This is a genomic window from Neptunicella sp. (assembly GCF_048268085.1).
Classification (GTDB): Bacteria; Pseudomonadota; Gammaproteobacteria; order Enterobacterales; family Alteromonadaceae; genus Neptunicella.
Genome location: NZ_JBLWWF010000018.1, coordinates 34,296 through 55,507, shown reverse-complemented (window position 1 = coordinate 55,507; position 21,212 = coordinate 34,296). Strand labels below are relative to the sequence as shown.

The following is a 21,212-nucleotide window of genomic DNA, read 5'->3' as shown; positions in this document are numbered from 1 at the left end:
CGTTGTTACTAACGGGGAATTTTCATCCAGGTTAGTTCAATAGAAAGCATAAAGGATGTCATGTGATAGGCCGAATTCGCGGTACTCTAATCGAAAAACAAGCCCCCGATGTATTAATTGAAGCCGGTGGAGTGGGATACGATATTCAAATTCCCATGACCAGCTTTTATCAATTGCCTGAGGTGGGACAAGAAGCCATTGTTTACACTCATTTTGTGGTCCGTGAAGATGCACAATTACTGTTTGGTTTTGTGAATCAGTCGGAGCGTTCCTTGTTTCGAGAGCTTATCAAAGCGAATGGGGTTGGGCCTAAAATGGCGTTGACCATTATGTCGGGGATGTCCGTCGAGCAATTTATTCAGTGCGTTAACTTCGATGATGTGTCCAGTTTGGTTAAATTACCGGGGGTGGGTAAAAAAACCGCCGAACGGTTAGTGGTTGAAATGCGCGATCGACTTAAAAATATTGCCCTGACAGCCTCTGAAAATGTTGCTTTGCCTGCTGGCCAGTCAAATACAGAATCTACCTTCGTACAATTGAATGATAGTAAACAAGAGGCTCTAAGTGCCTTACTGGCTCTTGGCTATAAAAATGCTCAGGCGATGCAGGTGATAAAAGCAGTTTATCAGGATGACATGAGTAGCGAACAATTGATCCGTGAAGCGTTAAGAGCGATGGCGTAAATGATAGAAGCAGATAGATTGATTCAGCCCAAAGCGGATAAAGAAGACGAAGCACTGGATCGCGCCATTCGACCCAAGCTACTGGCCGATTATACCGGACAGGATCATGTTTGTGCTCAAATGGAAATTTTTATCGAGGCAGCACGGCAACGCAAGGATCCTCTCGATCACCTGCTGATCTTTGGCCCACCGGGACTGGGTAAAACCACGTTGGCCTATATTGTCGCTAATGAGATGGGCGTGAATATTAAAACCACATCGGGCCCGGTGTTAGAAAAAGCCGGTGATTTGGCGGCTCTACTGACTAATCTGGAAGAAAACGATGTGTTATTTATCGATGAAATACATCGGTTAAGCCCGGTAGTGGAAGAAATACTCTATCCGGCAATGGAAGATTATCAGTTGGATATTATGATTGGCGAGGGGCCTGCTGCTCGTTCGATTAAGCTGGAATTACCGCCTTTTACGCTGGTGGGGGCGACAACGCGGGCAGGGTCATTGACCTCACCATTGCGTGATCGTTTTGGTATTGTGCAACGGCTTGAGTTTTACAATATTAAAGACTTAACCCAAATTATTTTGCGTTCGGCCAGTTATCTGGATCAACAATTGGGCAATGAAGGTGCGATTGAAATTGCTCGCCGCTCGCGGGGGACTCCTCGTATTGCCAACCGATTATTGCGTCGGGTGCGGGATTTTGCTCAGATTAAGTCCAATGGTGTGATTGACGACAAAGTGGCGGCCAGTGCGCTGGATATGCTCGATGTAGACAGCGAAGGATTTGATTATATGGATCGTAAACTGCTTAATTGTATTATTGAAAAGTTTCATGGTGGTCCAGTGGGGCTGGATAATCTCGCTGCCGCTATTGGTGAAGAAAAAGATACGATTGAAGATGTTATTGAGCCTTATTTGATTCAGCAGGGCTTTTTACAGCGCACTCCCCGAGGTCGGATTGCGTCACAACGGGCGTTTTTGCATTTCGGTTTTGATTATAGCCCAGTGACGGAATAAGTCGGAGGCCGGTCCTATTGATTATTATCCGCCCCCGATGTTAACCCGTTAGCCAATTTTCTCCCGTTGGTGCGCTTCATTCCAGTTTTGCTGATGTCCCAGTGGAATGATTTTATTGGGGTTAATGGATTCATGACTGGTGTAATAATGACGTTTGATATGGTTCATATTGACCGTCTGGGCAATGCCGGGTTGTTGGTATAGGTCCAGCATAAAGTAATAAAGATGTTCAAAGTCCTTCAGCAGTTTTAAATTGCACTTGAAATGAGTGTGATATACCGCGTCAAATCTGACTAATGTTGTCCACAATCGCCAGTCCGCTTCGGTAATTCGTGGCCCGGTCAAATAACGCTGGTTGGCCAGAATACTGTCTAGTTGTTGCAATACCGAAAACAGTTTATTGGCATTTTCATCATAGGCGTCTTGTGTGGTGGCGAAACCGGTTTTGTATACGCCATTGTTAACGTTGTGGTATACCAGATTATTAATTTCGTCGATATGTGACTGTAAATCAGATGGATAAAAGTCTAGCTGGTTACCGGTAATATGATCAAAGGCAGAATTGAACATGCGGATGATATCGGCAGATTCGTTGTTGACGATGACATGTTGCTTGTGGTCCCACAGCAGCGGTACAGTGATATTTCCCTGATAGTCCGGCGAAAATTGATAGTATAAATCCGATAAATATTCACTCCCGTATAGAGTATCACCGGTGGTCGCATATAACCGGCTGGATTTGGCAGTATGCTTAAAACGCCATCCTTTCTCATGCATATCAGGATGAACCACACTGACCGCAATCAAATCTTGTAACCCTTTTAACCAACGAAATACCAGCGCTCGATGTGCCCAGGGACACGCTAATGAAACATACAGGTGATACCTGTCTGGTTCCGCCTTGAAGCCGGAGTCACCATCAGCTGTAATCCAGCTCCTGAATTGCGAATCTTTGCGGTGGTATTCACCATTGTCGATACTACTTTTCCAGCTTGAATTAACCTTGCTCATTAATGTCTCCGTTTTTCTCCATTGTTGAATGTTGTCGATAAATACTAATATAGCTGTAAATACACATGAATTTAATGCTAGTGAATAGAAAGTTTGCAATGAAAATAGGCATAATTAACGGTTTTAATTTATTGAACAGCCCCAATCTAGTTGCTATTAGCAACAATTGAGTTGAAAAATGGCGTCCGATAATAGATTTAAAAACAGCTTCCTGTTGTCCTTATTATTTGTCTGTCTATTGTGGTGGGTAAAACTGGGAGAGATATTTTTTGATTGGGATTTGTCAGTATTTGGTGTATTGCCACTGCATGTGCAAGGATTAATCGGTATTGTCGCGGCACCGTTAATTCACGGCTCTATTAATCATATTTTCAGTAATACCTTGCCGACGTTAATATTAGGCACACTCTTGTTATATGGATACCCGAAGTCACGCTGGTGGGTGTTGGGGATTGTATGGCTTGGTTCAGGGCTGGGGGTATGGTGTTTTGCCCGTGAAGCGACACATATTGGTGCCAGTGGCTTGTCGCACGGGATTTTTTTCTTTTTATTGGTAGCCAGTATCTTACGTCGTGATAAACGTTCAGTCGCCATTATGATGATCGTATTTTTATTATACGGCAGTATGACGATGACGATATTCCCGCGAGAAGCGCATATATCCTTTGAGTATCATTTCTTTGGCGCGGTAACGGGGTCGTTGTGTGCATTAATATTCGGGCGTCGCGATCCCAAACCGGTTGAGAAAAAATACACTTGGGAAGGTAAAGACGACGACGATCCGATTATCGGTGATGAGTGGCAAAATAAAACCGATTAACCCAATTCTTTTTGGTCACGACCGAATATCAGCCATCGGGTGATATTCGGTTGTGAATTTGCACATTTTAGCCGCCATGTACCAGCACAATTTTATCTTCACTATCATTTTGCTTGTCTGTCAACGCATAGTCTTTGATTAGTGCATGACCTTTAACTCGCTGAAATTTGGCAAGGTGATTGGCATTAAGGGTGTTGCCTGCTTGGTTAGCAAAATCACCGATTAGTAAATTATTACAGGTAATACTATTGGCAATATAGTGCAGTCCCTTACCTGACTTTTTGTAGGTAATATAAAATCCAATCCGACTATCCATAGCCGCACTAACACACAACTTTGATTCTCTGGAATTATCTGCTGCAACATAAGTCGTCGCGGCATTCGCCAAAAGTGGAAGGCTAACTGCAGCGATAATAAAACTGGTTTTTAAATTCAACATATTTCTATCCTCATTTAATTGAAAAGGCTCAATGCCTGAGGTTAGTGTCGATAGGAGCGCTGAAAAAAGCTGTAATTGTTTATGCGTAAATGTAACACAACATGTAATTGAAATATTTAATATAAAATATTGATAAATAAAGATTAAATGTGTTTTTTGGTTTTCTTGTTGATGGTTATTAGGGGGAGAAGGAGGGGAATGGATGGTGAACCGGAATGCCGGTTAGTCCTTTGAAACAATTAGACCATAAATGAGAGGGGAGAGCCGTGCGGGACAGCTATTATCGCTATCCCGCAGAGGCGTTTAATTTTTAGCGATAAAACGGCTTAAGTGTTTGATGCCCTGACTCAACATACTGGTATTGAGTTCAGTTGATATTTCTTCACCGGTTAAGCGATCATAGGTTTTATGGTTGCCGTTGCTGTCCACTTCAATCCGATGGGATTGGTTCAGCATAATGATTTTGTCACCTAAACTGGTGACTAGCCATTCCCGTCGTGGTTTTAGTAAATTCTGGCCAGTACTGTACACATCAGAATCAGTACTGCATCCCATCAGATTCAGTAACGTGGGGGCCAAATCTTGATGACCGCTAACCACGGCCGATTGCAAATTATTAATATTCGAAAAAGTGGACACAGCGGAATTGCTCTGTAACTGGGTGATGAGTAATTGTCCCTGAGTGTAATCGAATTGATTTAATAGCTGTTTAGCCTGTTCCGGACTAACAAAACCGATCGCCAGATGAGGAACTATGTCGATGAAACGGGATGCAAACGCTTCCCAGCTGCTATTACCAAATTTAAATCCAGGCGCGTACACATAAGTCGACAATCCCAACTTACTGGGTAAATCGAGGAGCACCGGCGGAATATCATGCATCGCATTTTGATACAGTTCCGGTAGGCCATAAATAATGTTGAACTGGCCAGATATGGCATTGGATGACATATCGTAGTAGTCGTGTAACTGGGTTAAATTATGTTGTTTGGCCATCGGATCAATATCACCATGACTAACCACTAGCAGGTTGATATTGGTTTGTTGATTGATAGCGCAATACATCGGAGAGGTCGGATAATTAACTTGTTGAATCCGGCGATCTAATTGTAATTCTTTACGCTGTTGATAGCTTTCCCGGTCCAACATGTTGTACTTGGCCATTAATGTCTTGGCAGTCGCGGGATAAGACAGCGGAAACATGTCATCCTGTTGCACTATAGGTTGATATAAATGGGCATCTGCCCATATATGACTGGCATGACTACAGACAAAACAGGCAATAAAGAACACCGCCGCCGGTTGGCCAATTTTCTTTACTCGAAATCGGTCAATCCGTTGCCATAAGGCATTGGCTAAAATAAGTTGAAAAGACAACCAAACCACAAATAACAGGATTAAAAATCCCCATTGCTGCCAGTTAAAATTCGCGATGACGTTGTTGGTTTCGTAACGTAATAACTCAGCCGAATTAAAACTCACATGTAAACCGTATTTGTTGTATAGCAAGGCATCAAAAGCCAATAATGCCAAACCCACTGCGGCTATGACCGAGGCAGTGGTTTTAACCACTTTGACATTGGGCACGAGATAACACAGTGGCAGGATTAAAATCACAAAACCGATAAACGTCAGGAAGCTGATGTGTCCAAACCAGTTAGTTAATAAATACAAAGCGCCAAAAGCGGTATCGGGCAGGCGTGAATTAAAGATATAAATGGACGCGATAATGATTGCGATAAAAATATTGAAAAATGCAAACCAATGACCCCATCCAACCAGTTTGGTTACACGCTGTCGTCGTGGTGTTTCTGTTAATATCATAGTGTTTGTCTAATTCTTTATGTTTTTAATGACTGGAGTTAACACTTTTTAATAAAACTTGGGTAAACTGCTCGGCCATTTGCACACGGTCAGCGGGTTTTACCTGATGGTGAAATATATTGGTGATGATATTGCCCAATACCATAATGGATAAATCGCGACTGGCCTGATGTTTTTCCAGTGCTTCAATTATGTCATTGGTGAGTAATTCGAATTGCTGATCGGAATATTTAGACTGTTGTGGCATGAGGAAAGTGTCTCATTCATATAATATGCGACATAGTAGCAATTAATTTCAGCCAGCTCCATATTAACTGCACTGCATGAGTGCAGTTGCGGAAACTGGGCTGTATAAATCTAAGAGGTAAATTCGCCCTATGAGCGCGATCATTCATCATTTTGTGGTACATCAGTTAGCGATTAATGAAGCACAAGAACTGGTCATGGTTCCCCGTAGTCAGTGTTTCGAGGTTACCCCTCAAATCGAAACCTTAGCAGAACAACTCAATCATGTTTATGCCGGTAAGCCGGGCAAAGGTGTGGGGGGATTAGCTCCTGCCGAAGAGGGTAATTTTACCTCGTTATTGCAAGCGTTAGGTGAAGATCAACACAGCTTTTACCAGTTCAGTTTGGCCACCACCGAGATGCTGAAAAAAACACTACTTGAGTTTGGTAAAATTGAGACTGGATTTTTAGTCTTTTGCCAATATCAATTTTTAGCCACTGATTATATTTTTATTGGTTTACTCAATACCAAGCAGCATGTGGAGATCGATCGTAGTCTGGAGCTGAATTACAGTGACCATCTAGATTTGGCCAAAATGCAACTGGCGACCAGAATTGATTTAACCGAGCGTCGAATTAACCCTGATGCTAATCGTTATGTCAGCTTCATCAAGGGCATGGCAGGGCGCAAAGTATCGGATTTCTTTTTAGCCTTTTTGGGCTGTGAGGAACTCGTCGATGTTAAACAACAAAATAAGCAGTTAGTGAATGTAGTGGATGAGTATTTTCAATCTGAACAACTCGCACCAGAAGAAAAACATCAGGGCCGTCAACAGATGGTCAGCTATTACAAAGAAAAAATAGAACAGGGTGAAGATGTTAATATTAGCGAGCTGGCGGAAAAGTTGCCGCAGGGCAGCGCCAGTTTTGTTGATTTTGCCCGGGCAGGTGAACAGGTTATTGAAGAAACCTTTCAGGCTGATCCCGCAGTAATTAAAAGCCTCAATAAATTTAGTGGTGCTGGCGGTGGATTAACCATTAGTTTTGAGCGCAAATTATTGGGTGAGCGGGTACAATATGATCCGCATAGTGATACCTTATTGATCAAAGGCATACCGCCTAACTTAAAAGATCAATTATTAAAATCGTCTTAATTTGGAGAGCGTGACTACTCATGCAATTGTTTGTAAATGATCTGACCGTAATGGATTTCTCTTATCTGTGTCCAGAGCGGGGAATGGTTGGGGAAAGCTGGATTGTCGATGTAATCCTCGATGGCGATCTGAATGAAGAGAGCATGGTACTGGATTTTTCCAAGGTTAAAAAACGCCTTAAAGCCTTAATTGATGAATACGTTGATCACAAATTACTGATCCCGGCCGAACATGCCTATACCCAGATTCAACGTAATGAAATCACAGATATGGTCCAGGTGGATTTTAATCGACCCGACGATCAATCTATCCATTTAAACTGCCCGGCTGAAGCCTATGCCTTTGTTTATAGTGCTGAGGTCAATATGGCATCGGTAAGCCAATATCTGAAAGATATTATTGCCACTCATTTACCTGAAAATGTGGCAGGTTTGGAATTGACCCTGCGTACCGAGGTCATTACGAGCGCTTATTACCATTATACCCATGGCTTAAAAAAGCATGATGGAAATTGCCAACGTATTGCCCATGGTCATCGTTCCAAGGTGCTGGTGTATCAAGATGATGAACAAAGCGAGCAGTGGCAACAATATTGGGCCGACCGTTGGCAAGATATTTATATTGGCACTGATGAAGATATCGTGCCGTCTGAGACCTTGTTATTACAATTACCTGAAGTGTCATTGGCTCAACACTATTGTTTTGCCTATGAGTCGTCACAAGGCCGTTTTGAGTTAATTATGCCTAAAAACGAGTGCGATTTGGTCACGACCGATTCGACGGTTGAATGTTTGGCGCAATTTATGGCTGATGAGCAGAAAAAGCTGGCAGGGCAGCATAATTTTAAAGTATTGGCCTTTGAAGGAGTTGGCAAAGGAGCAATTGCGCATGCATAAATTGCTGATTTTATTGTTATTGGTTGGTTTTAATCTTGCAGCAATGGAATTGCGTGGCGAAATGACCCAAGGCAGTATGATTGTTGGTAAAACGGTGGCAGACACGTCAGTTTGGTTGGATGGCGATGCGTTAAAGGTTTCTCCGCAAGGGGATTTCGTGTTTGGTTTTAGCCGTGAGGCAAAGCTTACCCATCAATTGGAGTGGGCGCAGCCCGGGCAAACAAAACAGCATAAAACACTCACTTTAACTAAACGTGAGTACAAAATAGAACGGATTAAAGGCCTGCCGCCGAAAATGGTGACGCCTGATCCTGACGTGTTGGAACGGATCCGTGCAGAAGGACGGCGCATTGCTAAAGCACGACGCATCGATGATGATCGGATTGATTTTACCCAACCTTTTATCTGGCCAGCGAAAGGACGAATCAGTGGCTTTTATGGCAGTCAGCGTATTCTTAACGGTAAACCTAAAACGCCTCATTATGGTGTGGATGTGGCGGCTAAAACTGGTTCACCGGTGGTGGCACCTGCCGATGGTGTGGTGACATTCTGGCAGCCGGATATGTATTATTCTGGCGGTACTATGTTGATCGATCATGGCCATGGTATCAGTTCGGCATTTTTACACCTTAGCGCCGCTCATGTAAAAGTAGGGCAGACGGTTAAACAAGGTGAACTGGTAGCGGAAGTCGGGCAAACAGGTCGTGCTACTGGCCCGCATTTAGACTGGCGTATTAACTGGTTTAATGTCCGCCTTGATCCTGCCTTGTTAGTGCCAGCGCAATAAATGTCTTTTTTAGTGCGCTTGGTTGTATAAGCGTATCTGGCACTTTATGCTGGCGTTTATATAAACATGCTGGAGCCTGAATAATGCAGTTAATCCAACTTAAGCCTGAACAATCAAAAGACGAAATCACCGATTATATAACCAAGTTATTTACTGAACTGTCCGGCCCGGACAGGGTGCCTGACGAAGCTGCTTTTGCGCATATGTTTGAGCAATGGAGTGGTGATTTGCGTCATTGGGTTTACAAACTAATGGAAGGTGATGAAGTGGTGGGCTTTTTTACCCTGGCTGAATCTTTTTCGTTTTTTGCAGATGGACGCTATGGAATTATTAATGAAGTGTGGGTGGAGCCTAAATTTCGCTCTCAAGGTGCAGGTAGAACCATTTTGGGACATATAAAAGAATTCGCCAGAATGAAAGGGTGGAAACGCTTGGATGTGACGGCTCCCGCAGAAGAAAAGTGGTTACGAACCTATGCTTTTTATCAACAAAATGGCTTTAAATTAACCGGCAAGAAATTAAAGTTTTTATTATAACCATCCACTGTAAATAATGTGTGCGGTGCTAAATCAACTCAAAAAGCAATTTGGGCTAAGTATCTGAATCATAAATTCAACATAATGGCGGGGTTCCTATGTTGGAACTGACGCTGAGGACGCCATGCCACACCCTTACATAGCCCGATTCATTAGGGTTTGTGATTATATTGAACAACATTTAGATGAACCGCTGTCGTTACAACGATTAAGTCAGCAGGCGCATTTTTCTCGCTATCATTTTCATCGGCAGTTTTCTGAATTGACCGGGATCACCGTTAATCGATTTATTCAACATTTACGCCTTAAAAGAGCGGCTTATCAATTGGTTTATCGACAGGATAAAGTGATTGATATTGCGGTTAAAGCAGGTTTTGAAGACGCCGGATCGTTTTCACGGGCGTTTAAAAAGGCCTGCTGTCAAACTCCCTCTGAATTCAGAAAATCACCGGTATGGCAGCCTTGGCAGCAAACAATCTCATTTGAATTTTTGAAGGAGGGCCAACCCATGTCAGTCGAAATTATTAATTTCCCACAAACCCGTCTTGCAGTTTATGAACATAAAGGACCTGTTGAGAAGGTTTATCAGTCTATTCAGCAGTTTATTCAGTGGCGTAAAGCCAACAAGCAGGGACCGGATAAAACCAGAACGTACAATATTTTTTATCATGATCCAGCCTCAGTCTTACCAGCAGACTATCGAATGGATATTGGAGCAGCGACGGACATCGCTATTCAACCTAATCCTCAACAGGTTAAGGCTAAAGTGATTCCTGCCACTCGTTGTGCTTATTTACGTCATACAGGATCATGGGACTTATTGGACAATTCCATCCGTTATTTGTATGCCCAGTGGTTACCAAACAGCAACGAGGAGCCGGGAGAGTTTCCCTGCTTTGTTGAGCGGGTCAATTTATATCCAGAAGTGCCACCCAGTGAGTTGATTACCGATATATATTTACCGGTAAAATCATAAATGACGACAGGTATTCATCGAATATGCTAGTGGCCTCGTCAATCAGCCTAAAATAGCCATTTTTAGGCTGATTTTTACCGGCTTTTATGCATCTGGCTATTGTTCCCAAGATGAAAATGGTTAATAATAATTATTATCATTTAAGTATTGGGGAAGATTCATGACGTTGTGGGATATTAAAGCTAAACATAATGCCCTGATTGATGCTATTAGTTCGACCTTAAGCCCTGCGGTTGCTGGTCGGTTAAGTGAAATGGGTTTTAATCCCGGTCAACCCATATTTTGTATCCGTCGTTCTCCCATGCAAGGCCCTTTAGTGGTTCAGTTAGGTGACTGTGTTTATTCTCTTGAACGCGATGTCGCTAATCAAATCAGTTTAAGTCAGGCAAGTTAGTCCTCTTTGCATATCGCTAGTTGCCCGCCCTGTTGTTCTAAATCTTAGGTAGTTGAATGAAGCGAATAATTTTAGTTGGCAAGCCCAACTGTGGTAAAAGTCTGTTATTTAATCAGCTTACCGGATTACGTCAGAAAGTAGCCAATTTCCCCGGTGTCACCGTTGAGTTAAAAACCGGCCAGTTCGATCAATTTCAGGTTGTTGACTTTCCTGGTACCTACTCGTTGCACACGTTATCTAAAGACGAAGAAATCGCTATCAGTAAATTGAATGAAGCGGTGCATGATGATCAAACTGCGGTCGTTGTTTGTGTGCTTGATGCGACTCGTCTGGAACGCAGTTTGGTGTTTGCCCTGCAAGTGCAGTTACTGGCAAAGCAGCACAATAAATCGGTGGTGTTTGTTCTCAATATGATTGATGAAGTACATCGGTTTGGTTTGAATATTGATACCCAGCGTTTGTCGCAAGAATTGGGTAGTCCGGTTTTTGCCCTATCAGCCAAATCGCTAACGGGCTTGGCTGAGTTCCAAAAAGCGCTACCCAAAATTGCGGCAGAACCAGAGCAATATTTGGTGCAAAACGACGGAGTTAACAAAGACAAGTTACTCGCCAGAGCCCGTGAAATCAGCAGCGAGCATGGCATTAATGTTGATATGGTATTGAAAAAACAAAATCGTATCGATAATTTTTTATTAAATAATGTATTAGGTGGCGTGGCATTTTTAGCCATCATGTTTTTCTTGTTCCAGAGTATTTTTACGTGGGCAACACCGTTAATGGATGGAGTGGAGTACGTTGTCGCTGAGTTGGCATTGTGGGTGACTAGTTTCACAGGTGAGGGGATGGTCACTGATTTCCTATCCGATGCAATTTTTGGTGGAGTGGGCTCATTTTTGGTGTTTGTGCCGCAAATTATGGTACTGACATTGATTATCGGTTTGTTAGAAGACAGTGGGTATTTGGCTCGTGCGGCACTGATTTGTCATAAACCCTTAAGTTATTTTGGTTTATCGGGACGCAGTTTTATTCCGTATTTATCTGGTCATGCTTGTGCCATTCCGGCCATTATGGCGGCCAGAACCATTGAATCACCACGAAAACGTCTGATTACCATGATGACCATACCACTGATGTCCTGCTCGGCCCGATTGCCGGTATATGCGTTATTAGTGGCCGTATTGATCCCGGAAGACAGTTATGTTTTGGGGCTATTTAATTTACAAGGCGTCGCGTTTTTTGGGTTATATCTATTTGGTATTGTGATGGCGTTGATCGTTAGTTTAGTGCTCAAATATGCAATGCCACATGACGATGATTCCGATATGCCATTTATTTTAGAGTTACCCACCTATCGTTTACCGCACTGGAAACCATTGTTTCATCGGGTACTCAACAGTGGTAAGCAATTTATACGTCGAGCCGCGCCGGTAATTTTCTTTGTCTCATTAGGCATTTGGGTGTTGGGGTATTTTCCACAACATGGTGGTTTGCAAGACTCGTGGCTAGGACAGATAGGTCATGTGATTGAACCCGTATTTGAACCTTTGGGGCTTGACTGGCGCTATGGCGTGGCGATTTTAATGTCATTTCTGGCTCGTGAAGTTTTTGTCGGCGCATTAGGTACCATGTTTGGTATTGATGGGGCTGATGAAAATATTGGTGGTCTGGCGGCAAATATACAAGCCGATGGTTTAACCCTTGGCGCAGGAATTGGCTTGTTACTGTTTTATGTGGTGGCATTGCAATGTGTTGCCACTGTGGCCGTGTTAAAGGCCGAAACCGGTAAGAGTCGGATTGCCTGGGGACTCTTTGTTGCGTACGGATTGCTCGCCTACTGTATCGCGTTGATTGCGGCTAATTTGATTGGTTAACAACGCAAAATCTATACAGCAATAAGCCGCTTTTTAGCGGCTTATTTATTGTTGAGTCGTCAGTTATTTATGCTGATGGGGGTTATATACTGGTCCATTTATCGAACAGTGATTGGTCGATAATCTCTAGGTAGATACTATCCCGCTGTGCGTCTGCAATAGGTAAGCTAAGCTGCAGTAACTTTCCTCGGCGAAACACCAGTAATTCTGCTTGTGTGCCAGTTTGCTGATCGAGCAGGGATTGCAGATTGTCAGTCGTAATTTGCCAACCATTCAGTGCAATCAATATGTCTCCCTTAGCTAAACCTGCCTGGCTGGCTGGACTGTGATGATTCACGCTGGTGATCTTTAGGTTATTCCCATCAATGCAATAGTTAGCACCAAACTGATATTTTATTGCGCTAGTGTGTTTTTTACCGCCTTTATCCTGCATATTATTGCGCGGCTGATAGCAGACCTTTAAACCTTGGTTAGCAAGTAGGGACTCAATCGGCAGTTCTTCGGTGCTGTAGAGTGCCTGTTGCAGGAAATGTTGGCAATCAATACCCATTTCAGCAGTGATCTTCTCAATTACATCTTCTTTGGTACCTATTCCGGTTAAACCATATTGACGCCATAAACGTTGTATAACGTGATTTAAGCTTTGTCGCTGTTGGGTTTGTTGGCGGATCAACAAATCCAGACAAATGGCAATCAATGCGCCTTTGGCGTAATAACTTACAATGGCGTTATTAGCATTTTCATCCTGCTGATAAAAGCGGGTCCATGCATCGAAACTTGATTCGGTCACCGTTTGTAGTTGACGTCCCGAATTGCGATGAATTCGAGTGAGCAGTTGTCCCAGCAACTCCAGATAACTGGTTTGGTCAATAACCTGACTGCGAGGTAAGGTCATATCATCGTAAAACGAGGTAAAGCCCTCATAGATCCAAAGTTGTCGGGTATAGGCTTCAGCGCATAACTGGGGATCGATATGTTCCGCAGGTCGAATTCGTTTAACCAGCCAGGTATGAAAAAATTCATGACTACACAGACTTAAAAAGGTCCGATAACCATCGGTTATTTCGCTACTGCTTGCGAAAGCGGGTAAATCATTGCGACCACAGATTAAAGCAGTTGAGGCTCGATGTTCTAAGCCACCAAAACCGGCATCACACACCAGGGTCATGAAGACATAACGATGAATAGGTAAATCATTGCCAAACAAATCTAAATGATGCGCGCATATCCGGCTTAGATCTTGTTCAATTCGCTGTTTGTCGAGAGCTTGAGCTCCAACAAACACCATATCAAAATCGACACTATTGACGTTGAAACTAATCAAATCAAAATCAGCAATTAGCACGGGATGATCGATAAGTTCCTGATAGTTGTCAGCCTGATATTCGCCATATTCATAAAGGCCAGTATTACTGGATGCATGCAATGAAGTGGCGACACGCCAATGCTCGCATGCACTTTGATTGGAACCTTTGATTTGTAGCGTGACCGGTTGGTCAGTTTGACCATCGACCGCCAAAAACACACTAGTACCGTTAAAAAATGCCAATTCTTGATCCAAATAACTGCCACGCACAGAATAGTCGAATGCATAAACCCGATAGTAAATGGTGACAGGCCCGTCACAAGGACTGAATTGCCAACTTTGTTTGTCTGTTTTATGGACGCTTACGGAATGCCCATGCTGATCTTCTGCACGCAGTGACACGATGTGCTTGGCGAAGTCCCTTATCATGTAACTGCCCGGGATCCAGGCTGGTAAGGTGAGTAATTGTCCTTGTGGATTAGGGGATTCAATAATGAGTTTGAGACTGAAAATATGCTCATGCATCGATTCATGATCGATAACATAGTGAATAGGGGCAGATTTTTGTGTCATATCGCTTTATTTCCTACAAAAAACGCTGATTTATCAGATAGTTTATAATACATTAATCCTATCGTGGGTTTATGCTTATAAATTATCGAATGAGGTAATTTTTGCTTTGATTTGGGCTTTAATCTGTAACAAAATTCGTTACTAATTAACAACATTGTGCAATTTAAACAAAATCTAGGTGGCAACAGTATCAAATGGCAATCCTGAAACAAACACAGCGTTTAACCATTGAAGATGTTAAAAAATTACATGCAATGCATCCGGGAATGTCGGTTGATTTACAAATAAAAACCGCGACCACCACCAAACGGATCCGTTCCGAGTTTATTGGACGGGATGGGGGCAGAGCGCTAATGATTAAGTTTCCCGATGAAACCAAGTGGGGCAACTTGCGGGATGTCATTTTTGCTGATTCGGAGCTGGTCGTTCGCTATATCTTGGAAGAAGATACCGGTGAGATTGTTGCTTTTCAAAGTAAGGTCATTTTTGTTCTGACCAAGCCGGTGCATATGATATTTATTTCGTTTCCACAGGCGATTCAATTACATGGTTTACGCTCGACCAAGCGGGCTAATACCAGTATTCCGGCTAAATTGTTCGATGAAAATAATGACCACTATTTGCGTGAAGGGATTATCGTGGATATTTCTCATACGGGCTGTCGATTAGCGATAAAAAAACAGGCCAGTAATGAGCAAAAGCTAGAAAATAAAGATGTATTTATCCATATCGAAAGTACTAAAAAGGAACCCTATACGATTAAGGCAACTATTATGAACAGCCGTACTGATGGATTGAATTATTTTTATGGGATTAAGTTTGAACAAACAGCAGATAAGGTATCTGAGGTGCTTAGCGAGTTAATTATTGCACTATAATTCAACCTTAACCGAAGTCTGCAAAGTTGATATGCCGTTATAAAACAACAATAGGTCGATAGACCAATCGGGAGAATAAAATGCGTAATATAGATAGGTTAATGGGTGAGTATTCAGAGAGTCATCAGAATCCCACCAATAAAATGATCCACAATATTGCTGTTCCAGCAATTTACTTTGTCACATTTGGTTTGCTTTATGCTATTCCGGTGCCTGAGATCATGGTCAAATTTGATGTTACCTTTGCCCATGTGGCCATCATTCCCGTATTGTTTTATTACTTTAAATTGTCAGGTCCGGTGGGAGCAGCAATGACAGTAATGTCTATTCTGGTTTTTTTCGGGATTAAAATACTCGAACGTCAAGGGATCTCTATTTGGCAATTTAGTCTGGCGTTGTTTGTAGTGATGTGGATTTTTCAATTTATCGGCCACAAAATTGAAGGTAAAAAGCCATCCTTTTTCAAGGATCTGCAATTTTTACTAGTGGGACCAGTATGGGTTGTGGCGCCACTACTTAAAAAAATGAATATCTCTTATTAGGAGCTGTTGATTTTGGGTGTGTGTTTTTGCCGCAGTTTGTAGCGTATTTATACAAGGCAGAATGAGTGTGGTGTAGTTATTCTGCATAAACGAGCGATAACGCTGTAGAAATGGGCTACAAACACTACCCGGAGGGTTCAACCCAACACCGTCTGCTCTTTGTTGCCGGATTTTGACTTAGATCCACCAGGTCTGTAACCCGGCGTCGCGATCAGAAGGCGTTGGACTTGAACAAAATTCATACACTAAAGTTCAACAGCCCCTGGGTTCTTAATCACTTTATCTTGCGACCAAGATACCGCTGCCTAAGTTGAATAGCCGTGCCTTGCTAAACCGAGGCGCTTTATAATATACCAATGGTAATTAATTAGGGTCGAGTGTGAGCCAAATAGACAAATGGTTTGAAGATAAAGAGCGTTTCTTTTGGATCTTGCACAGTGGTGGCTGGGCTGGATTCGTATTGGTTTATTACCTTGGCTCATTTTTGCATGACATGCGTTCGGTATTTATCCTGGTCATTATTTTAAACGGTTTGGCCGGATGGTTGTTAACGCTTCCATTGCGTTATTTATACCGTCGGATATGGGATTTACAGCCTCTAGTCCTTGTGGTTACAACGCTTATTAGTTCTTATTTAATCGCTTTAGTCTGGACAGTAATTAAAAACATTCACTATTGGGAAATATATAAGTTTGGTTACGAGCCGGACGACTGGATTTATTATTTTACTAATAGTTTGGCCTCTTTTTATATTATTTTCAGTTGGAGTGGTTTGTATTTTGGGATCAAGTATTACCAAATGCTGCAAACCGAAAAGCGCAATGTGTTGCAAGCCTCAAGTATGGCTCATCAGGCTCACTTAAAAATGTTGCGTTATCAACTTAACCCGCATTTCTTATTCAATACCCTTAATGCAATTTCAACCTTGATATTGGTTAAGGAAAATAAAACCGCTAATCAGATGGTCAGTCGGCTGAGTGACTTTTTGCGTTACTCACTGGATAATGATCCAATTAAAAAAGTGACCTTAAAACAAGAAATACAAGTTGAAAAATTGTATTTGGAAATTGAAAAGGTGCGTTTTGATGATCGACTTACGGTACATTGGTTAATCGCCGATGAAGTTGAAAATGTACTCGTGCCGAGTATGCTGTTACAGCCGTTGATTGAGAATTCGATTAAATATGCCATAGCGACCTCAGAGCGCGGTGGTGTGATTAGTATCAGTGCAAAAGCATTTGGTCGAGATGTATTAATCGAAGTGGCGGATGACGGTTGTGGAGTGGATTTTGATAATACACAATTGTATCGTAGTAAAGGTGTAGGCTTACCAAATATTAAAGAACGTTTAAGCGCACTGTATGGCAGTAATTATTCATTTGATATCGCCAATAATCAGCCCACCGGCGTGAAGGTGAGTATCCGTATCCCTTATCAGGAAAGTATTGATGGACAGGAAGATTAAAACGCTAATTGTCGATGATGAACCTTTAGCTCGCAGAGGCCTGTCGGTACGTTTAGCTAACTTTCCACAGATAGAATTGCTGGGTGAATGTCATAACGGCAGTGAAGCCGCGGTTAAAATAATCGAACTAAAGCCGGATTTGGTTTTTCTTGATATTCAGATGCCGGGGATGAATGGCTTCCAGGTGATTAATTATCTCACCGAACGTCAGCATCCGTTACCATTGATTATTTTTGTTACCGCTTTTGATTCTTACGCCATTAAGGCCTTTGAAGTACATGCTTTGGATTATGTATTAAAACCTGTCGATGATCAGCGTTTACAAATGGCGGTAGATAAAGTCACAGACTATTTTCAGTTACAGTCCCAAAGCCAGCAAAAATACACGCTTGCCAGTTTGGTTGCAGATTTTACCGGCGATGATTGCGAAGATATTTTGCGCAATCTGGCTGAAGGTAAACCTATTAATATGAGTCAGTATCCTGACGTGTTAGCGGTAAAAGACGGCTCAGAAGTGACGCGTATTAGCATGGCTAATATTAAATGGATTGATGCCGCGGGTGATTATATGTGTGTGCATACGGTAGACGGAACACACATTATGCGCAGCACCATGAAAGAGTTGGAAGAGGCACTCGATCCCCGTTTATTTGTGCGCGTTCATCGCTCTGCCATCGTTAATATTAAATATGTGGCAAAAATGGTCAGTCATATTAGTGGTGAATACCATCTTATTCTAAGTTGCGATACAGAATTGAAGGTCAGTCGTAGTAATAGGGATAAAGTTAAATCGATGATTGGTTTGTAAGGAATACATATGCATTATAAATTCGATGCGAGTTAACTTATTCGCATGTTTGTGGGGAGTTATATTGAGTTGCTATTGCTCGATTGTGACTGCCCAGCAAATCGATTTTTTATTTCGCCACGCCAACATTGTTGATGGTAGTGGTCGACCCGCTTATTTGGCTGATCTAGCCGTCAAAGAGGGTAAAATTGTCTTTATTGGCGATGCCCAAACGCAACATTTTACCGCTCAACACGATATTAATGCCCAAGGTAAAATTCTCGCTCCCGGATTTATTGACTTACATGCTCATGGGAACCCGATTAAAGATGGTGAATTTAGTAATTTCTTAGCCATGGGGGTGACTAGCATTATATTGGGACAGGATGGTTTTAGTCCTGCGATTGCTGGTATCGATCAATGGCAACAACAGTGGGATAGTCGGGGAGTAGGCGTCAACATTGCCCTGTTAATCGGTCACGGCTCCTTACGTCGTTATGTCGGTGTGGGCAATGTCGCTACTGTGTCGGAAAAACAGATTAGTACCATGCAATCCGTGTTGTCTAAGGCACTTGAGCGGCGTTTTGGATTCTCCACGGGGTTGGAATATGTGCCGGCTATTCATGCGTCTGAGCAAGAGTTGATTGCGCTGGCTAAAATTGTCGGTCAGAAAAAACGCTTGATTATGAGTCATATGCGTAACGAAGATGACGACAAACTCTTTGACTCTATTCATGAGTTGGCTCGTCAAGGTCGCTACAGCAAAGTGCATATTTCTCACATCAAGTCAGTCTATGGTAAAGGCAAAGAACGGGGCAAAGATATTCTCGCTTTGCTCAGCCAATTGCGCAAAGAACGGGTGCCGATCAGCGCGGATATTTATCCTTATAATGCCAGTTATACTGGCGTTGCCATTTTGTTTCCTGATTGGGCAAAAACCAACGGACTGTTTCACCTTGCCATGCCAGCACGTGCTCAAGAGCTGCAAGATTATCTTTATCAGCGTGTTATGTCCCGGGGAGGACCAGAAAAAACCTTACTGGGGTCAGGGGTTTATACGGGCCTTACCTTGCAACAAGTGGCAGAGAAACTGGATAAGCCTTTTGCTCGTGTCTTAATTGAAGATATAGGTCCACAAGGAGCTTCCGCAGCCTATTTTATTATGGATGATGCACTTCAAACTGAGTTATTGACCAGTAACCTAATCGGGCTAGGTTCGGATGGGAGTCCGACCATGCACCATCCTCGAGGTTATGGAACGTTTGCCAAATTAATTGAAGAGTATGTTATTAAGCGTCAGGTTTTATCCATTGAACAAGCGGTGTATAAAGCCACTGGTTTAGCGGCTGATATATTGGCGATAAAGGATCGCGGGCGATTAAAACCTGATATGCAAGCCGATATCATTTTATTTGATCCTGCCAAGGTTAGAGCTCACGCCAATTATGCTGAGCCTCACCAGCTTTCCACTGGTTTTGAGCTTGTCCTGGTAAATGGTCATATAGCGTGGCAACACAATCAGCCGGGTGAAAAACGCCATGGCATCTTACTCACACCATAAGGGGGACATATGCGCCAAATTTTTATTAGCCTATTGAGTTTATCTGCACTAACAACCAGCGCGATGGCGTCAGAAGGGATCCCCGCTGATTTTGTGGATGTTGCGGATGTGATTCCACAGGCGGTATTTGATTTGCGTTACGCCTCAGCGCATAACTTTGTGGGTGAACCGGTAGACGGATATCAACGAGCCGCCTGTATCTTGAAGAAAGACGCTGCCGACGCATTGCTTCGAGTATATCAATCAGCCCAAAAACAGGGACTTAATTTGTATATTTTTGATTGCTACCGTCCACAGCGGGCTGTGGATCATTTTGTGCGTTGGGTGAATGATGCTGATGATACTCGTACTAAAATGGAGTTTTATCCCGAACTGGGCAAAGATCAGCTGTTAGGCGGCTATATTGCGGCTAAATCGGGTCATAGTCGTGGTTATACCATTGATATGACCATCGCCGCCATAGATGCGAACGGACAGTGGCAGCCCATTGATATGGGAGGAAGTTTTGACTTTTTTGATCCTATTTCCAATACCGATGATCCCCGAGTTACCGACGTTCAACATCACAACAGATACCGGTTAAAAAGCTTAATGGAAGCTCAGGACTTTATTCCTTACGATATGGAATGGTGGCATTTTACCTATGTTGCAGATACTCGGCAGAGGGATAAAGTTTATTATGACTTTCCTATTCAATAAGGCGTTGTTTAAGCATGCCAGGTGAAACCAACTTAACCTGTTTGCTTGCTAATATGTCGCCTTTATTGCTTGAGCCTGACTATGTTTTTTGTCATTTTAGTCAGGGGCAATTCGACGATTACATCCACCTGAATCCGTTAGCCTATTTTGTTGAAGCAGAAGGAATCAGCGTGATTCTTGAGCGAGTTGTGGCAGAAAATCAGAATATTGCCTTTAGCGCGGTGTTTAAATGTATCACCTTGCAGGTCCATTCCAGCTTGGAAGCAGTAGGGCTCACAGCAGCAGTAGCGAGCAAACTTGCCGACTACGATATTAGTGCCAATGTCGTAGCGGCTTATTATCATGATTATGTGTTTGTTCCTGCGTTAAAAGCGGAGCAGACTATCACATTACTCCGTGCTTTTAGTGAATAATGGTCACAAGGCAGCGCAACATTTTTTATATTTTTTACCACTACCACAATGACAGGGATCATTGCGCTTGGGTGTTTTTTCAAACGTGGTGGTTTTAGGCCGTTGCAACATAACATCCAGCTCGTGTAAGTCTTCTGTTGCTTGGTGATCAATAACGATATTGGCGAACAATAACTGTTCTTTCAATATCGCTTCTACTTCGGTTTTGCGTTCTTCACTGCTTACCGTCAAATTTAAGGGAGATTGTTCTGAACCGGGTTTTACATTGCGATTAGGCTGATAACCAAAACGCTGATATTGCTCTCTGGCATCAATACGACCTTTAAAGAAAAATTTAGACATACAACCATTTCCAAGC

At 42.7% G+C, this 21,212-nt stretch carries 23 protein-coding genes; 17 read left to right on the top strand and 6 right to left on the bottom strand.

What is annotated here, in order from left to right; genetic code table 11:
* Window positions 1-62 precede the first annotated feature (62 nt).
* Together ruvA and ruvB are read left to right on the top strand one after the other, a co-directional pair.
* Complete coding sequence (gene ruvA / locus ACTD55_RS14530) at window positions 63-683, top strand: Holliday junction branch migration protein RuvA (RefSeq protein ID WP_438865059.1); 621 nt, start codon at window positions 63-65, stop codon at window positions 681-683.
* A complete protein-coding gene (gene ruvB / locus ACTD55_RS14525; protein ID WP_438865058.1) occupies window positions 684-1,697 on the top strand; it encodes a Holliday junction branch migration DNA helicase RuvB in 1,014 nt (337 codons plus the stop codon). It begins immediately after the preceding gene.
* 48 nt (window positions 1,698-1,745) lie between these two features.
* Here the strand turns inward: ruvB and ACTD55_RS14520 are convergent, their stop codons facing one another.
* Window positions 1,746-2,708 (bottom strand): glutathione S-transferase family protein, encoded by a 963-nt coding sequence (locus ACTD55_RS14520; protein ID WP_438865057.1) that lies wholly within the window; start codon window positions 2,706-2,708, stop codon window positions 1,746-1,748.
* Between the two features lie 178 nt (window positions 2,709-2,886).
* Here ACTD55_RS14520 and ACTD55_RS14515 point away from each other — a divergent pair, with 178 nt between their 5' ends.
* Entirely contained in the window at window positions 2,887-3,528 is a 642-nt protein-coding gene (locus ACTD55_RS14515; protein WP_438865056.1) for a rhomboid family intramembrane serine protease, read from the top strand.
* A gap of 67 nt (window positions 3,529-3,595) precedes the next feature.
* Here ACTD55_RS14515 and ACTD55_RS14510 read toward each other — a convergent pair whose 3' ends face one another.
* The 3 genes from ACTD55_RS14510 to ACTD55_RS14500 form a co-directional block, all read right to left on the bottom strand.
* Complete coding sequence (locus ACTD55_RS14510; RefSeq protein WP_438865055.1) at window positions 3,596-3,967, bottom strand: hypothetical protein; 372 nt, start codon at window positions 3,965-3,967, stop codon at window positions 3,596-3,598.
* A gap of 303 nt (window positions 3,968-4,270) precedes the next feature.
* On the bottom strand, window positions 4,271-5,791 hold the full coding sequence (locus tag ACTD55_RS14505) for a DUF3413 domain-containing protein (protein WP_438865054.1): 1,521 nt from the start codon (window positions 5,789-5,791) through the stop codon (window positions 4,271-4,273).
* 25 nt (window positions 5,792-5,816) lie between these two features.
* Window positions 5,817-6,038 carry a DUF1414 domain-containing protein gene (locus ACTD55_RS14500; RefSeq protein WP_438865053.1) on the bottom strand — a complete coding sequence of 74 codons (222 nt, stop codon included), beginning with the start codon at window positions 6,036-6,038 and terminating at the stop codon, window positions 5,817-5,819.
* Between the two features lie 130 nt (window positions 6,039-6,168).
* Between ACTD55_RS14500 and yejK the strand changes: the two genes are divergently transcribed.
* The 7 genes from yejK (at window position 6,169) to feoB (ending at window position 12,630) form a co-directional block, all read left to right on the top strand.
* A complete protein-coding gene (gene yejK, locus ACTD55_RS14495) occupies window positions 6,169-7,170 on the top strand; it encodes a nucleoid-associated protein YejK (RefSeq protein WP_438865052.1) in 1,002 nt (333 codons plus the stop codon).
* Window positions 7,171-7,190: 20 nt separating this feature from the next.
* A complete protein-coding gene (locus tag ACTD55_RS14490) occupies window positions 7,191-8,066 on the top strand; it encodes a 6-pyruvoyl trahydropterin synthase family protein (protein ID WP_438865051.1) in 876 nt (291 codons plus the stop codon).
* A complete protein-coding gene (locus ACTD55_RS14485) occupies window positions 8,059-8,853 on the top strand; it encodes a M23 family metallopeptidase (RefSeq protein WP_438865050.1) in 795 nt (264 codons plus the stop codon). Before ACTD55_RS14490 ends, ACTD55_RS14485 begins: the two co-directional genes overlap by 8 nt.
* Before the next feature lie 83 nt (window positions 8,854-8,936).
* A complete protein-coding gene (locus ACTD55_RS14480; protein WP_438865049.1) occupies window positions 8,937-9,389 on the top strand; it encodes a GNAT family N-acetyltransferase in 453 nt (150 codons plus the stop codon).
* Between the two features lie 124 nt (window positions 9,390-9,513).
* Window positions 9,514-10,365, top strand: coding sequence for an AraC family transcriptional regulator (locus ACTD55_RS14475; protein WP_438865048.1), 852 nt, complete (start codon window positions 9,514-9,516; stop codon window positions 10,363-10,365).
* A gap of 160 nt (window positions 10,366-10,525) precedes the next feature.
* Window positions 10,526-10,759: a FeoA family protein gene (locus ACTD55_RS14470; protein ID WP_438865047.1), complete on the top strand. Its 234-nt coding sequence runs from the start codon at window positions 10,526-10,528 to the stop codon at window positions 10,757-10,759.
* Between the two features lie 56 nt (window positions 10,760-10,815).
* A complete protein-coding gene (feoB, locus tag ACTD55_RS14465) occupies window positions 10,816-12,630 on the top strand; it encodes a ferrous iron transporter B (protein WP_438865046.1) in 1,815 nt (604 codons plus the stop codon).
* A gap of 82 nt (window positions 12,631-12,712) precedes the next feature.
* Here the strand turns inward: feoB and ACTD55_RS14460 are convergent, their stop codons facing one another.
* Window positions 12,713-14,509 (bottom strand): M61 family metallopeptidase, encoded by a 1,797-nt coding sequence (locus tag ACTD55_RS14460; protein WP_438865045.1) that lies wholly within the window; start codon window positions 14,507-14,509, stop codon window positions 12,713-12,715.
* A 194-nt stretch (window positions 14,510-14,703) separates the two neighbouring features.
* On the opposite strand from ACTD55_RS14460, the gene ACTD55_RS14455 reads away from it, so the two are divergent.
* From ACTD55_RS14455 to ACTD55_RS14425, 7 genes are all read left to right on the top strand, one after another.
* Window positions 14,704-15,387 (top strand): flagellar brake domain-containing protein, encoded by a 684-nt coding sequence (locus ACTD55_RS14455; protein WP_438865044.1) that lies wholly within the window; start codon window positions 14,704-14,706, stop codon window positions 15,385-15,387.
* An 80-nt stretch (window positions 15,388-15,467) separates the two neighbouring features.
* Window positions 15,468-15,929 (top strand): DUF962 domain-containing protein, encoded by a 462-nt coding sequence (locus tag ACTD55_RS14450; protein WP_438865043.1) that lies wholly within the window; start codon window positions 15,468-15,470, stop codon window positions 15,927-15,929.
* 379 nt (window positions 15,930-16,308) lie between these two features.
* Window positions 16,309-17,394, top strand: a complete 1,086-nt coding sequence (locus tag ACTD55_RS14445; protein WP_438865042.1) for a sensor histidine kinase — start codon at window positions 16,309-16,311, stop codon at window positions 17,392-17,394.
* Window positions 17,378-18,202: a LytR/AlgR family response regulator transcription factor gene (locus tag ACTD55_RS14440; protein WP_438865041.1), complete on the top strand. Its 825-nt coding sequence runs from the start codon at window positions 17,378-17,380 to the stop codon at window positions 18,200-18,202. Before ACTD55_RS14445 ends, ACTD55_RS14440 begins: the two co-directional genes overlap by 17 nt.
* Window positions 18,203-18,266: 64 nt before the next feature.
* Window positions 18,267-19,742, top strand: coding sequence for an N-acyl-D-amino-acid deacylase family protein (locus ACTD55_RS14435; RefSeq protein ID WP_438865040.1), 1,476 nt, complete (start codon window positions 18,267-18,269; stop codon window positions 19,740-19,742).
* Window positions 19,743-19,751: 9 nt separating this feature from the next.
* Window positions 19,752-20,441 (top strand): M15 family metallopeptidase, encoded by a 690-nt coding sequence (locus ACTD55_RS14430; RefSeq protein WP_438865039.1) that lies wholly within the window; start codon window positions 19,752-19,754, stop codon window positions 20,439-20,441.
* A gap of 14 nt (window positions 20,442-20,455) precedes the next feature.
* Window positions 20,456-20,854, top strand: coding sequence for an ACT domain-containing protein (locus ACTD55_RS14425; protein WP_438865038.1), 399 nt, complete (start codon window positions 20,456-20,458; stop codon window positions 20,852-20,854).
* 3 nt (window positions 20,855-20,857) lie between these two features.
* Here ACTD55_RS14425 and ACTD55_RS14420 read toward each other — a convergent pair whose 3' ends face one another.
* The gene (locus tag ACTD55_RS14420; protein WP_438865037.1) at window positions 20,858-21,196 is read right to left on the bottom strand and encodes a PBPRA1643 family SWIM/SEC-C metal-binding motif protein; all 339 of its coding nucleotides are present in this window, start codon (window positions 21,194-21,196) and stop codon (window positions 20,858-20,860) included.
* Window positions 21,197-21,212 lie beyond the last annotated feature (16 nt).